We start from the raw sequence: 13,213 nt of genomic DNA, 5'->3' as shown, positions 1-13,213 counted from the left end.
TATCCCGCTTTAACGGGCAGTAAGACCCCCACCTCAAAATTCAGCGGAAGCAAAGAAGTTAGGTGGGAATCAACTGCCCGTAAAAGCCCGATTGGTTCAACTAATAATCAGTGGGGGATGAACACCCCCCCACTGATTAAAGTTTCACTTTATATTTCAACGTTACAATAACTCTTTACATTTAGCAAATTCATAGTTACTATTACAATAGTGACTAAAGAGGAGGCTACTAGTATGGATTTTTATTTAGACCCATCTGTATTAATGATTTTGATTGTTTTTGGATTTGTAGCTGCATTTATTGATTCAGTTGTAGGTGGTGGTGGACTCATTGCTTTACCAGCTTTATTATTTACAGGATTGAATCCAGCAAGTGCAGTAGCCACGAATAAATTAGCATCGACAATGGGGAGTGCAACTAGTAATATTGTGTTTTATCGTTCTGGTAATCTTGATTTGAAATCGGCTTTTAAATTATTTCCAATCACTTTTATAGGTTCCATAATAGGGGCATGGACCGTTCATTTAATGAATCCAGAAGTACTGAAGCCATTAATGCTGATCATGCTTGGTGTGGTCGCTATTTATACGATATTCAAGAAGGATTGGGGAAGTATTTCCACTCATAAGAAATTGTCTGGTCGACACGTCATTATTTTTACCTTTTTTATTTTTGCTATTGGTTTTTATGATGGATTTCTAGGGCCTGGCACAGGTTCGTTTTTAATGTTCGCTCTTTTATTTATTGGGTATGATTTTTTAAAAGCAGCAGGTACGGCGAAGTTTCTTAATTTAGGAAGTAACGTTGGTGCATTGTTGATGTTTATGTATGTAGGACAAGTAAACTATGTGTATGGCTTCATAATGGGGATTGCTCAAATTGCTGGAGGGATTGTTGGCTCCAAATTCGCTATAAAAAAAGGAAGCGGGTATGTTCGTGCTCTTTTCATTACAGTAACTTGTTTATTGTTAGCGAAAAATCTGTATGACTATATTCAGTAAGTAATTAAAGAACGTAGAAAAGGTTAAATACGCAGATTACATAAAATATAAGAAGACACTAGGGAGAAAATTCCTTTTAACGTTTTTTAGATGCTACCTTATTTGAAGATAGCATCTAAAAAGAAAATCTAATTGAAGAGAATGAAAATAATATAAACTCATATTTTTCTATGTAAAACTTCATTTGTTTTGTTTACATAATATCTTTACAATCATTTGATAAAATATATGTAACTGCATATTGTGAGGGTGGGTGGTTATCCCTTCTTTCCATTTGGAAGGAAAGGGGGTGATAATATGGAGTTTTTGATTAATCTTGTAAAAGAGTTTCTGAAAGCGACTGTACGTGAAGTTTCAGCGTATTTTTTGCGGAAGCAACTTCTGGGTAAGGACAACAAAAAAACCACTCCGCGCCGTAGGAAGCAAAAGGGTGGGTTTCGTAAAAAAATAATAACGTATAATAACCACCACCCTATACGGTAGCAGTTAAGGAAGAGATGTTAGCGCATCTCTTCTTTTTATTATATGCCAATTTATTCGCTGTCACACTTATATAGTATTCTACGGAAAATATATCATATTCCTATTTTGTGGTCAATTTGATTCCATGATTGAAAAGGTGTAGTCTTATTCTTTTTCAAACTGAAAAATATCCTGGTTAATAAGTTGGTGAAGATACCTATCCATTTCAGCAGCAGAAACTTTTCTTTCATTTTTAAACCACCATGCGCTTAATGAGGTGATTGCCCCTGAATAAAATTCAATGATTAAATCATTTGGCATCGTATGATTTTTGCGCAGTTGATGTAACGCTTCTATTTCTTGTTTTCTCGTTTCGTGACTTAAATACTGTGTCCGGTTAATAAATTGTTCATCAGACATTTGTGTCTCTAATATTTTACCGATTTCTTCATGGTGTAGAAATTGTTCCATTACTTGAAATGGTTTACTTAATCGATCTGAAACTGGTATTTCAGCAATCATCTTGCTGTATCGTTTAAATCCAAATGCTAATAAAGCATCTTTATCTTCAAAGTGTTTATAAAAGGTTGTTCGGTGTACCATCGCGCGGTCACATATTTGGTTAATCGTGATCGTACTATATTTCTGTTTTGATTGCGTCATTAATTCAAATAAGGAATCCCACAGTAATTTATGTGTACGTCTAATACGTAAATCAAGTTGTTTTTCATTATCATTCATCTACACTTCTCCTTTTTTGTAGATTAAATATACAGTGGCTGAAAATTGATTCTCCCTTTTTAATCTACATATGTATATTATATTACATATGTTCAGGTATATTTAAAGTTTTTTAAGTAAGAAACAGGAGGAGAATCTGTAAATGAATATGACAACTAAGAGCCTTGTAAGTGGCAAAGTTGATACTTCTAATATGAAACATACCCCCATTTTAATTGCATTACTTTTAGGGGCAATGGTTGCGTTATTAAATGAAACATTACTTGGTAATGCGTTAACGGTATTAATGAAAGAATTTGGCGTAACGGCTTCAACGATTCAATGGCTTTCTACAGCTTACATGTTAGTAGTTGGGGTTTTAGTCCCAATTACAGCGTTACTTCAGCAATGGCTCACAACGAGACAAATGTTTTTGATCGCTATGGTAACGTTTTTAGCTGGTACATTAATTGCGGGATTCGCACCGACATTTTCCGTTTTATTAGTCGGCCGTATCGTCCAAGCTGTAGCGACGGGATTAATTACACCGTTATTAATGAATACGATTTTAATTATTTGTCCGCCTGAAAAACGTGGTGCGACAATGGGATTAATCGCACTTGTGATGATGGCAGCTCCGGCAATTGGTCCTACATTATCTGGAGTAATTGTGGATTCATTAAATTGGCGCTGGTTATTCTATATTGTTATTCCTATCGTGATCATTTCCATTATGATTGGGATGAAGTACATTCAAAATGTTTCAGAGTTAACAAGGCCAAAAGTAGATTACCCATCTATCCTTTTATCGACATTAGGATTTGGCGGGCTTGTGTATAGCTTTAGTGCATCGGGTGATTTAGGATGGTCCGATGCAAAAGTGTATGGCACTTTAATTGTTGGGCTTATCTCATTATGTATTTTTGCCGTTCGACAATTGAAAATTGAGAATCCAATTTTAGAATTACGAGCATTTAAAGTTCCGATGTTTACATTATCAGTTGGATTAATTGTCATTGTGATGATGTCGCTATTTTCAACGATGACTTTATTACCGATGTTCCTGCAAACCGTTTTACTCGTTACAGCTTTTAAATCAGGAATTATCATGCTTCCGGGAAGTGTTATTAGCGCCATAATGGGACCAATCGCAGGTAAACTATTTGATAAATTTAGTCCGAAAGTTATTATCGTTCCCGGCATTGTCTTAGTAGGAATTGCAATGTTCTTATTTAAAGGCATTACTCCTGATACATCAATGGTACAAATTATTGTCATGCATAGCGTATTAATGGTTGGACTCATGTTTGTCATGACAGCACAAACATACGGTTTAAATCAATTAACACCAGATTTATATCCGCACGGAACAGCACTATTTAGTACGTTGCAACAAGTAGCTGGCGCAATTGGTACAGCTATATTCATATCGAAAATGTCTTCAGGAACAACTAGCTATATGGAAAGCTCCGCAAATCCACTGGATCCAGTAGAGAAGTTAAACGGTTTAACGTCAGGGTTCCAAGGTGCATTTGCACTTGGGTTAATCTTTATTATTGTTGCATTTATCGTATCGTTATTCTTAAAAGAAGAGAAAGAAGGAGTAAAGGCAGCGAGGGTTTTACAGAACGAACATTAAGGTTTATATAAAAAAGACATCTTTCCCTAGAAAAGATGTCTTTTTTATATTTTTTTCGTAACACTTGTTTTGGGTGTCTTTATACATAAGAATTGGTATGTAAAATATTTGTATTTTTTGAACATGAATAATTATTGAGAATAACGATGCAAAGCCGTACTAATAACTAAAAGTCCAATAATGAGAGAAAGTGTTCTTATAATAAGTTCTGCCACTAATAGTTCACCAAATGATTTAGTGACATCGTATATAGATCCTGTTATGAGAATAGGTGCGATCATGATTATAATTCCAATTATTATTTGAAGAAGTAGATTGATGTTTTTATTCAAGACAATCACCTCCAAAAAAATAGGGAATGAGAATATGATTTTTTTGTATTATAAAATGATTATATCGTATTGCATTAGACGATGAGAATATTTTTAAATAGTAGAAATTAGAGACTCTTCAATAAAAAGGAATTAAATATGGTATTATTTAGTTAAGATATTTAAACGAAGACAGGGGAAATGAAGATGGACAAGAAGCTAACGTATTGGCTAGCATCTATTATAGGGGTAGTAGTACTTGCAACTGGTATAACTTATGGAATGTTACAGTTTGCTGAAGTCCCGCTTGGGAGTGAGGACCATGTTTTTGCAGAGGTTGATAAAGAAGACATACTATCGAATGAAGCAGAAGTTAAAGGTTCAAATGCACAACTTCACATTACAGTAACTTCTGCTGAAGAAGAAGTTATTTCAGCTATGCATAGCATGACTCATCAAAAAGTAAAAGCGTGTGAAGGAAAGGGAGCAATTCCTATGTCTAAAAAGAATGCAGAGAAAGTAAGAAACATTCTAAACGGAAACAATTTCAAGAATAAAGAAGAGCTATTAGCAATTACTGAAAGATGGGCAAATAGAGATTTTAGTAAAATTTTAGAAGAACATAACTATTTTATTAAACTTCAAGGTGGCGAGATAGGTGAAGCTACAGTAATGGATAAGGTAGACGAGCAAGTATTCTGTCTCAATACTTTCGGTGATGATGTAACGGCCGCATTAGTTAAATCAGGAGATCTTCAAGCGCTGTAAGGTGTTTTTTCTTTGATATAAAGAAAGCCTCAAGTATTCATATACTTGAGGCTTTTCCAATTGAAAGATAGGAATGATCCGAATTCCTTACATTAAGAACAAAGTGGAATTACTCCTAAACCAATTAATAAAGCTGCAGCAACTGCTGGAATTGGTACAGGAATTTGAATACCTTCTACAAACAAGAAATACTGACCACTTACTATTTTAAAACAAACTAATTGCATGGCTATTCCTCCCTTCTTTTAGGATTAATACATTATATTAATTTATCTATCTATTGATATAGTCGAATTATTTATTTTTAAAAATATAGTTAATATGTGAATAGTTTTCGAAAGGACCTGCTCAATCAATGCGGAAAAACATAAGATGAAACGAATCCATTAAAATACATGAGTGAACCTTAGTTTTCCCCTCTTATCTAAAGGAGGAACTATTATGGGTTATGGTGGTAGTTGTGGCGGTTGTGGCTTCTCGGGAGGCTTCGCTTTATTAGTTGTGTTATTCATTTTATTAATCATCGTTGGAGCTTCTTGCTTCTGCTAAAAACTATTGGAAAAGACACTCATATAGAGTGTCTTTTCTTTCGTACAAAATGACTCCTGACAATAGCCAACCGTATAAAGTATATGGTATACTTTTGCCTCATTAGACATATAAAAATGTTGGAGGGATGTTATGAAACTAGTAGGGAAGCACATTTATATTCGGCTTTATAAAACTGCTGATGCTAACGAGTTAGCTAACTTACATATTAGAAATCGCGAATTTTTTCAAAGAGTTTGCCCGTTGCTCCCAGAAGTTTTTTATACAGAAGAACATCAAAAAATACGTCTTGAACAAGCTCTAAAAAAGACAGCTGAAGGGCAAGTATACCCTTTTGGAATCTTTTTAAGAGAAAATGATAAGCTTATCGGAGACATTTCATTAACTCAAATTGTTAGGGGGGACCTCCAAAGCTGTTATACGGGATTTACTTTAGATAAGGAGCATAATGCAAAGGGCTATACAACAGAGGCTCTTCAACTTGTTGTAGATTTTGCTTTTAGGGAATTAAAGCTACATAGAATTGAAGCAGGAGCGATGCTTGATAATATAGCACCTATTCGTGTATTAGAAAAAGTGGGGTTTAAAAAAGAAGGTATAGCGAAAGAAAATATAAGGATTAATGGCAAATGGACAGATCATCAAATATTAGCTATTATCAATAGTTTGGATGTGTAAGTTTATTTTGATTCCAATAACGATAATTATGTAAAGGGCTGTCTATATCGACAGCTTATTATATTTTTTGCTTAGCGTGATTTTTTCGGAATGCTGGCGGCACCCCATCGCTATCAGGTTAAGGAAAACGTTCCTCACCAAAATGATAAAAATAAATTTCCTTAGTATAAAACACAAAGAATTTTTAGCTTGATGTGTATGTGTTGATATCCATAAAATAAAAAAGCACTCAACTGAGTGCCCTCTATATACCTAATAATTGTTTTTTCTTAGCTTGGAATTCTTCTTCAGTAATAATACCTTGGTCTAACAACTCTTTATACTTTAATATTTCGTCAGCACCACTTGTAGTTGCAGCCACTTGTGTTTGCCCCTTATTTGACAATATTCCTTCTATGTATGTTTTGATTTCTTCAGCCATTTTTTGCTCTTTTTTTACAAACATAACTGTATTTTCATCTTTTGTAGCTGCAAATACTCCACCTTTGCTTTCTTTACTCCCCATAAAAATAAATTGGATATATCCACTAGTAAATCCAGCCTGCTTCATTTGTACCCCAGTTAACGTATTGATATCAATTGTCTTTTCGCCATCTAAACCATGATTCATAAGGTTTACAAAGCCTTTTCTTTTTATGCGGATAAAATTCCCATCAATAGTAATTGTAGACTTTCCAGCACTTTTAAATTCATATACTTTATTCACTATAAATCCTCCCCAAAAATATATAAGAACATAGTATATTATAACTGTATTTCTATATTTTGTATTATAATTTATGAGAAGTTTATGAATCTAATAAAATATAAATTTAAAAAACCTCCGTATACATCTAAAGGGAGTTTTTACACTAACAACATTAACATCAAGAGATACAAAAACTTTCTTACTTGAGGATGTTTTCAAAGTATTACTGTCTCAAATGCTACTACAGCTAATGCTTTACTGATTCCATTATTTATCCAACAAACAACATATATTTGTTGTGATAAATCAAATTCATATTACTGTGAGAATAGTGACTATGGTTAGTATTAGTTATTAAAGAGAGCTTTGGCTCTTTTTTTATTTTCTTTCGACATAATATGACAATATACGAATTAATAGTTTGGTATTATTATCTAGAAATCTTACATTTATCTACAAATTATTATTGTATTTTTAATTTTTTAAATGTAAAATATTTCAATGTAAATACATACCATTTAGGGGGATAAAGAAATTTATGAAAAAATTATTAGCTTCAGCAACAGCGGTAACACTATTAACAGTGGGGTACAGTTCTTCTGCATTTGCAGCTAAGAGTCCTAATGATACAAAAAACTGTGGCCATTTTAAAAGTCAACAAGATGCTCAAGCATTCTGGGATCAAAATGGATATGGTGTTGGAAATGATCCACACCGTTTAGATAATGATAAAGACGGCATTCCATGTGAAGATTATAAATATCCAAAGAGCACAAATACTACAACAGAAAATAAAGAAACTACTAAACCTCAAGAACAACCTAAACAAGAAAACACTAAACAGGAAAACACTAAACAGGAAAACACTAAACAAGAACCTGTTAAACAAGAAAACACTAAGCAAGAGAATTCAAAACAAAACAACCAAACAACAAATAATAAACAAGAACAAACTAAGCCTCAAACAACTGCAAAAGAAACAAAGAAAAATACTAATACAGTTGTGAAAAAAGAAACGAAAAAACAAGGTGAAAAATTACCTAATACAGCATCAAACGGTGTTACAATGATGTTAGCAAGCTTAGGATTAGCATTAGCTGGTTCTGTATTAATGTTCCGTCGTAAAAAGACAAACGCATAAAATAGTTCCTTAAAACGGCAGGAGAAATCCTGTCGTTTTCAAATGGAGTGATAAAAGTGAATAAAAAACAATGGATAGGCTTATGTTTAACTGTTATTGGACTTACTATCTTTTCCTATTATTTTCTAGAATGGTATAGTGCTAGACAATCAGCAGAGTCGTTAACAACTAACGAGGCTAAACAATATGAGACCTCCACACCTTCTAAAGAAAATGAAACGCAAAAAATCAATCAAACAGAGATAGAGACAGAGACAAAGATTGACACTTCATTACAATCTGAAGAACCTGTACAAATTCCTGCTTCAAAGGTAAACCATCAGTTAGGAGATAAAGTAGCATATTTAATTATCCCTAAAATACAAAAGAAATACTCTGTATATTGGGGAGCTGATGATAAAGTACTAAAAAAGGGTGTAGGTATGTTTGTTAGTGACTTAACTACTACACCATCTGGAAATGGTCATACAGTTTTAAGTGGACATAGAGATACTGTTTTTACCGAGCTTGGTCAATTAAAGGAAAATGACCAACTTATCGTGGAATATGAAAATAAAACATATACATATGAAATTAAAAAGCATTGGATAACAGATTCAGAAGATCGAACAGTTATTGTAGAAAAAAGTGAGTCAACATTAACATTAACAACTTGTTATCCTTTTGACTATATAGGAGACGCTCCAGATCGGTACATAATTGAAGCATCTCTACTTTCCATTCATTGAGGATGGAAAGTCCAATACACATTAGTAAAATTAAAGTGTTTATCCAGTCGGAGAAAGGCACCTTAAGGGTGTCTTTTTTTATGTAAATAAGCTGCTCATACGGACAGCTTATTATGGTTTTTGGCTTAGCGTGATTTTTTCGGAAAGCTGGCGGCACCCCATCGCTATCAACCTAACAGAGCAGGTTGCTCCCAGAAGTTTTTTATACAGAATAACATCAAAAAATACGTCTTGAACAAGCGTTAAAAAAGAAAGCTGAAGGGCAAGTATATCCTTTTGGAGTCTTTTTAAGAGAAAATGATACAATGAAGATAATATTAGGAAATTATGGGGATGATTACGTTGCTTACTTTGATAAAATTTGTAGTTAGTTATGCTGCAAGTCTGTTTGCTTTTATTTTTGGATGGTTCTTAATTTCATATATTTTTAATCCTAGCTTTATTCACCCGGACGTTTTACATGGATTCATAAAAACTATCGTCACTTATGGTAGTATACCAGCTCTCATAGCTTGTTTACTTGGGGAAGTTTTATATAGGAAAATTAAACGATGTCGAGAGTTTCAATTTGGAATTCCTTTATTTATAGGACTAGCATTTATCTATACACTTATACCATTTCTTTTTCTTTTTACTTTTACTTTTTCACATTTCTTTGACTTCGCTGCACCTGTCATTATGGGGTCCTTAGCTTTTTATTTAGTGCGTAGAAAAATATAATTATAATAGATATGTCTGAATCACTAGTTTCAAAAATCCTTCACGCAATGATGATTGCATGAAGGATTTTGATGTTTTCTTATTTTTTTGTCTCGTTGATCCATGTAATAATGTCCTGGATGACGTACTCGGGAACATTAGCAGGGATTTCGTATTCACTAGGAAGACTTAATTCACCGCCACCTTCCATGAAGAAATGATTCAATTTCGGGTATTTTTTGAACTGAACATTTCCGCGGTTTGAAAGTCCTTCTTGCCATTTTGTATATTCATCTTTTACTGTTACTTGGTAATCGCGTGCTCCTTGCAGAATGAGTAAAGGCTCTTTTCGTAATTTTGCCTCTTCAACTGGACGCCACCTAGAAACATCATACATAAAATGAGGTGACCCAAAATTGTAGTCAGCTGGAGGACGGTCAGGATTGAAAGTAGGATCCTGAATAAAAGCAACCTGTCTTTTTAGTTCAGTGATTTCTTCCTTTGACGCCCCAAGGTATTCATACTGATCAATGGCAATGTCAGTCAAAGGGCGTGCAGGTGGTGCGAGTAAGATACTTCCTCGGACAAGTGAGGAAGGCGCTTTGCTCAGTATACGTGGCATTGTACCAGCTCCTAGACTATGTCCAAGAATGAAAATATTATTTGGATCAATGCCTTCCTGCTGCGCTGCTGATTTTGCTGCAAATATAGCATCATCTGTAGTATCACGGTCTAACGTACCAGGTTCTGTACTCATCTTTAATGCGTGTTCTAAGGTGCGTTTTTCATAGCGCAACACTGCAATTCTGTTGGATGAAAGGCCCACCGCAATGTCTCGTAAGATTTTTGTTCCCATATATGTGCTATCGCGATCATGGATGCCAGCACCATGAACAAGAACAACTACGGGCAGCTTTTCACCACGCTTATGTTTCGGAACTGTTAATGTCGCTGGTAACGGATAGGTAGAATTTCCAATGACGATTTCACGTTCTTGATAGGAGTCAGGTTGATCATAGCTAGGATGCGGGATGGTATAAGATTCCTCGGGTGGCCTTTCGCCAATTTCATCTACTTTCCCGCCAGGTGTGAATTTAAGGAGTAGCGGTATGGTAGTTCCTTCGGTAGCTGCTGGAATTTCCACCGTCTGATGGACCAAGTTTCGTTCTTTTATCACGGGGATTCCCATGCTTTTTATCCCGCTCCAGCCACTTTGTGTCCACCAGTTTTGTAATGTGGTTGCTGTAAACTTGGATTGAAAAGCAGCAGACGTCAACTGTAGTGCCTCTGCATACTTACCTTTCTGGAGATATTCAAAAAATAATGATGTACGCTCCGTTAAAGAGACTAGTTTCTTTTCAGCAGATTGTTCCTCGCTTGTATCTGCGTGAATAGTTGTTGTAAGCGAGAAAGATGAAATGCCTAAAGAAAAGAGTAGGATAAAGGTAAGTGCTAATCTTTGTATTTTCTTTTTTTTAATCATGTTTTAACCTCCAATATGTGATGGCAAAAAACAAGTATGGTAATTAGAATTCTGGTGCGAAAACTTCAAAATATTTGCAAGCAATCTCCAAAACTTGGACATACTAATATTATTATTCTAAAAAAATGTAGATTTCTTCTCTTGTTACATGCATATTAATCGCAGAAATAATCTTTTTTCCTTCACTTTCTATTTTGATTATAGAAAACAAAGCTCTCGTTTTTCTTACTTGATACTTACAAATTCCTTAAGCAGGGGATATTTTAAAATCTTAGCTTGATGGATATGTGACGGTACTCCTATGTTAAGAGATAGCTTAAGGACCGAGGATTATATTGTTTTTATAAAGAGTTGATGTTATGTTTGTTTTGTAACATATGGTGTTTTATGTATGTAGGAGGATTTATTGAAGAAATTATTAATATTGTTTTTATTAGCTACATTTTGTCTACAGATTACAGGATGTTCTAATAATATGGGTGCACTAAGGGAGAAGTCTAAAACTTCAACACTTGTGAAGTCTAAACGCATCAACAAAGGGTGGTACAAACATATGTAATAGTTTGTATCACCCTTTGTTGATGATAGAAGTTATAAGGCAAAATTAATTAGGTTGATAGTAGATATTTTCCATAAAGAAAAGACACCCATATCAGAGTGTCCTTTCTAATAGTTTTTTAGCAGAAGCAACTGCATCCGATAATGATTAATAGTATAAAGAGTACAACAAGTAAAGCAAATCCACCAGCAAAACCACAGCCTTCTCCGCAACTACCACCATAGCCCATAATAGTTTCTCCTTTAGGTAAGAGGATAAAACTAAGGTTCATTCGTGTATTTTAACGGGTTCACTTTACCTTATGTTTTTAAGAATGAATGGAGCAGGTTCTTTTTTATTTTATCGAAAGTAAACTTTTAGCCAGTAGTTTATTTTCATACTATTGATTTTTATGCGTATTTGGTGAAAAATCAAGGAGCTGCAAAAAAATACTATACCGAAATTTAGTTCGGTATAGTAACGTGCATATAAAAGATCCCACTTTGCTATATCCCCAAAAAGAGTCATAAAAATCTATGTTTTTTTAATTCAGTTGCAAACTACAAAACTTCTTTTTAAAGAAATGTATGTACATACAAATTATATTTTATTCCATAACTCTCTAACTTTTGTTCACGATAGTCTGATATTGAAAAAATATAATATTTGGTACGACATCACTTTGTTTTTTTATAAAGTTTTGTAATTAAACTATAATATTGTATTTTTTTTGTATTATTGAAATTAGTAATAATAAAATGTATTATTGAAAAGCACAATTTATAATTCAAGTAATCAGGACTATGCGTCTATTATAATTTGAACATTCAGAAATTATAATATTGTCTAAAAATGAGGTGAGATTCATAGAAACAGTAAATATTAAATGGTATGGAATGTATAGTATAAATGATTTTTATAATAGGGAAGAAGCTTCTAAGAAGGGGATATTTGCAATCTCTAGAGTATGTGCTAAGAATGTAAAATTGCTATATATAGGACAAACCAAAAGAAGCTTTATACAAAAGATAAGGGAACTTAATAAGGAGTGGCCTTTCGATGAGAGCGAATTAAAGATTACATTAGGAATAATAGAATTTCCTAGTGGTGAAATTTACTCTGAAAAGAAGGTAAAAGAGATAAAATCCCTTTTGATTTTACGACATACCCCATTAGAAAACGAAACATCTTTATTATACTATAGAGGGAAATTTAATTTAAAAATTATAAATAAGGGAAGAAGAGGTTTAATTGTTAAAAAGCTTTCTACAGGAGATCTAATGTGGACATAATCGGAATCACCTTTGAATAAAATTGAAGGTTTCTTAAGTGCGGAAGCTTATCAATTTTTAATGTATTAAACTATTTTGAATGACATATGTCAGATGCTTGAAAAAAATAAATTTTATTATGACATGAGATCCTGTAGGAAAGTGTAGTTTATTTCTATTATTTAATGAAATATTAAGAAAATTATAGAGATAATACATAAAGAGTAGAGGAGAAAGTAAACGCGGAGGTTTGAAGAATGGGACAAGTAAGTAGATTTCAAGAAAAACAACAGAATCGTCGTCAAAAGGCAATTTTTAATATTGCATTTACTTTAATATTAGTGACAGTTGGTATAGTGACATACCAGTTATTTACCGCTTCTAATACATCAAAGAAAGCAATTGCTCAAGAAAAGAAAGCAACAAAGATAGAAGAGAAGAAAACTGAAGATAAAGAAACAGCAAAGATAGAAGAGAAGAAAACTGAAGATAAAGAAACAGCAAAGATAGAAGAGAAGAAAACTGAAGATAAAGAA

General features: G+C 33.5%; 16 protein-coding genes and 2 pseudogenes. 12 read left to right on the top strand and 6 right to left on the bottom strand.

What is annotated here, in order from left to right:
• Positions 1–234: 234 nt before the first annotated feature.
• Positions 235–1,002 carry a TSUP family transporter gene (locus tag MR160_RS15315; RefSeq protein WP_000348433.1) on the top strand — a complete coding sequence of 256 codons (768 nt, stop codon included), beginning with the start codon at positions 235–237 and terminating at the stop codon, positions 1,000–1,002.
• Between the two features lie 297 nt (positions 1,003–1,299).
• Positions 1,300–1,485 carry a hypothetical protein gene (locus MR160_RS15310; protein WP_000394866.1) on the top strand — a complete coding sequence of 62 codons (186 nt, stop codon included), beginning with the start codon at positions 1,300–1,302 and terminating at the stop codon, positions 1,483–1,485.
• A 144-nt stretch (positions 1,486–1,629) separates the two neighbouring features.
• On the opposite strand, the gene MR160_RS15305 is transcribed toward MR160_RS15310, so the two are convergent.
• Positions 1,630–2,205, bottom strand: coding sequence for a TetR/AcrR family transcriptional regulator (locus MR160_RS15305; RefSeq protein WP_000999304.1), 576 nt, complete (start codon positions 2,203–2,205; stop codon positions 1,630–1,632).
• A 142-nt stretch (positions 2,206–2,347) separates the two neighbouring features.
• On the opposite strand from MR160_RS15305, the gene MR160_RS15300 reads away from it, so the two are divergent.
• Positions 2,348–3,823 carry an MDR family MFS transporter gene (locus MR160_RS15300; protein WP_001057509.1) on the top strand — a complete coding sequence of 492 codons (1,476 nt, stop codon included), beginning with the start codon at positions 2,348–2,350 and terminating at the stop codon, positions 3,821–3,823.
• 131 nt (positions 3,824–3,954) lie between these two features.
• Here MR160_RS15300 and MR160_RS15295 read toward each other — a convergent pair whose 3' ends face one another.
• A complete protein-coding gene (locus MR160_RS15295) occupies positions 3,955–4,155 on the bottom strand; it encodes a hypothetical protein (protein ID WP_001038824.1) in 201 nt (66 codons plus the stop codon).
• A 186-nt stretch (positions 4,156–4,341) separates the two neighbouring features.
• Here MR160_RS15295 and MR160_RS15290 point away from each other — a divergent pair, with 186 nt between their 5' ends.
• The gene (locus MR160_RS15290) at positions 4,342–4,902 is read left to right on the top strand and encodes a PRK06770 family protein (protein ID WP_000358711.1); all 561 of its coding nucleotides are present in this window, start codon (positions 4,342–4,344) and stop codon (positions 4,900–4,902) included.
• A 92-nt stretch (positions 4,903–4,994) separates the two neighbouring features.
• Here the strand turns inward: MR160_RS15290 and MR160_RS34860 are convergent, their stop codons facing one another.
• Complete coding sequence (locus tag MR160_RS34860) at positions 4,995–5,129, bottom strand: hypothetical protein (RefSeq protein ID WP_001177693.1); 135 nt, start codon at positions 5,127–5,129, stop codon at positions 4,995–4,997.
• Between the two features lie 214 nt (positions 5,130–5,343).
• Between MR160_RS34860 and MR160_RS15285 the strand changes: the two genes are divergently transcribed.
• On the top strand, positions 5,344–5,451 hold the full coding sequence (locus MR160_RS15285) for a YjcZ family sporulation protein (protein WP_000540375.1): 108 nt from the start codon (positions 5,344–5,346) through the stop codon (positions 5,449–5,451).
• A gap of 132 nt (positions 5,452–5,583) precedes the next feature.
• Positions 5,584–6,129, top strand: a complete 546-nt coding sequence (locus MR160_RS15280; RefSeq protein ID WP_000779762.1) for a GNAT family N-acetyltransferase — start codon at positions 5,584–5,586, stop codon at positions 6,127–6,129.
• A gap of 244 nt (positions 6,130–6,373) precedes the next feature.
• On the opposite strand, the gene MR160_RS15275 is transcribed toward MR160_RS15280, so the two are convergent.
• The gene (locus MR160_RS15275) at positions 6,374–6,835 is read right to left on the bottom strand and encodes a DUF4429 domain-containing protein (protein WP_001045577.1); all 462 of its coding nucleotides are present in this window, start codon (positions 6,833–6,835) and stop codon (positions 6,374–6,376) included.
• 520 nt (positions 6,836–7,355) lie between these two features.
• Between MR160_RS15275 and MR160_RS15270 the strand changes: the two genes are divergently transcribed.
• The 4 genes and pseudogenes from MR160_RS15270 (at position 7,356) to MR160_RS15255 (ending at position 9,406) form a co-directional block, all read left to right on the top strand.
• Positions 7,356–7,958 carry an excalibur calcium-binding domain-containing protein gene (locus tag MR160_RS15270; RefSeq protein WP_097820804.1) on the top strand — a complete coding sequence of 201 codons (603 nt, stop codon included), beginning with the start codon at positions 7,356–7,358 and terminating at the stop codon, positions 7,956–7,958.
• Positions 7,959–8,014: 56 nt separating this feature from the next.
• A complete protein-coding gene (locus MR160_RS15265) occupies positions 8,015–8,686 on the top strand; it encodes a class D sortase (protein WP_001036099.1) in 672 nt (223 codons plus the stop codon).
• Positions 8,687–8,871: 185 nt separating this feature from the next.
• A pseudogene (locus tag MR160_RS15260) lies at positions 8,872–8,994 on the top strand (GNAT family N-acetyltransferase); the annotation flags it as partial.
• Between the two features lie 25 nt (positions 8,995–9,019).
• The gene (locus MR160_RS15255; protein WP_025988997.1) at positions 9,020–9,406 is read left to right on the top strand and encodes a hypothetical protein; all 387 of its coding nucleotides are present in this window, start codon (positions 9,020–9,022) and stop codon (positions 9,404–9,406) included.
• Positions 9,407–9,485: 79 nt separating this feature from the next.
• Here the strand turns inward: MR160_RS15255 and MR160_RS15250 are convergent, their stop codons facing one another.
• Positions 9,486–10,868 carry an alpha/beta hydrolase family protein gene (locus tag MR160_RS15250; protein WP_242297669.1) on the bottom strand — a complete coding sequence of 461 codons (1,383 nt, stop codon included), beginning with the start codon at positions 10,866–10,868 and terminating at the stop codon, positions 9,486–9,488.
• 677 nt (positions 10,869–11,545) lie between these two features.
• On the bottom strand, positions 11,546–11,656 hold the full coding sequence (locus tag MR160_RS15245) for a YjcZ family sporulation protein (protein WP_000540371.1): 111 nt from the start codon (positions 11,654–11,656) through the stop codon (positions 11,546–11,548).
• A 607-nt stretch (positions 11,657–12,263) separates the two neighbouring features.
• Here MR160_RS15245 and MR160_RS15240 point away from each other — a divergent pair.
• Positions 12,264–12,698, top strand: a complete 435-nt coding sequence (locus tag MR160_RS15240; RefSeq protein WP_242297681.1) for a sodium:proton symporter — start codon at positions 12,264–12,266, stop codon at positions 12,696–12,698.
• Positions 12,699–12,934: 236 nt separating this feature from the next.
• Positions 12,935–13,213 (top strand): annotated as a pseudogene (locus MR160_RS15235) (YrrS family protein); the annotation flags it as partial.

Origin of the sequence: Bacillus cereus group sp. BfR-BA-01382, assembly GCF_022663475.1 — a bacterium.
Classification (GTDB): Bacteria; Bacillota; Bacilli; order Bacillales; family Bacillaceae_G; genus Bacillus_A; species Bacillus_A thuringiensis_S.
This window is presented reverse-complemented; position numbering and strand designations above follow the sequence as displayed.

Coding starts and splice junctions, on each gene's coding strand:
- MR160_RS15315 (WP_000348433.1), top strand. CDS start 235: ATGGATTTTTATTTAGACCCATCTGTATTAATGATTTTGATTGTTTTT.
- MR160_RS15310 (WP_000394866.1), top strand. CDS start 1,300: ATGGAGTTTTTGATTAATCTTGTAAAAGAGTTTCTGAAAGCGACTGTA.
- MR160_RS15305 (WP_000999304.1), bottom strand. CDS start 2,205: ATGAATGATAATGAAAAACAACTTGATTTACGTATTAGACGTACACAT.
- MR160_RS15300 (WP_001057509.1), top strand. CDS start 2,348: ATGAATATGACAACTAAGAGCCTTGTAAGTGGCAAAGTTGATACTTCT.
- MR160_RS15290 (WP_000358711.1), top strand. CDS start 4,342: ATGGACAAGAAGCTAACGTATTGGCTAGCATCTATTATAGGGGTAGTA.
- MR160_RS34860 (WP_001177693.1), bottom strand. CDS start 5,129: ATGCAATTAGTTTGTTTTAAAATAGTAAGTGGTCAGTATTTCTTGTTT.
- MR160_RS15285 (WP_000540375.1), top strand. CDS start 5,344: ATGGGTTATGGTGGTAGTTGTGGCGGTTGTGGCTTCTCGGGAGGCTTC.
- MR160_RS15280 (WP_000779762.1), top strand. CDS start 5,584: ATGAAACTAGTAGGGAAGCACATTTATATTCGGCTTTATAAAACTGCT.
- MR160_RS15270 (WP_097820804.1), top strand. CDS start 7,356: ATGAAAAAATTATTAGCTTCAGCAACAGCGGTAACACTATTAACAGTG.
- MR160_RS15255 (WP_025988997.1), top strand. CDS start 9,020: ATGATTACGTTGCTTACTTTGATAAAATTTGTAGTTAGTTATGCTGCA.
- MR160_RS15250 (WP_242297669.1), bottom strand. CDS start 10,868: ATGATTAAAAAAAAGAAAATACAAAGATTAGCACTTACCTTTATCCTA.
- MR160_RS15245 (WP_000540371.1), bottom strand. CDS start 11,656: ATGGGCTATGGTGGTAGTTGCGGAGAAGGCTGTGGTTTTGCTGGTGGA.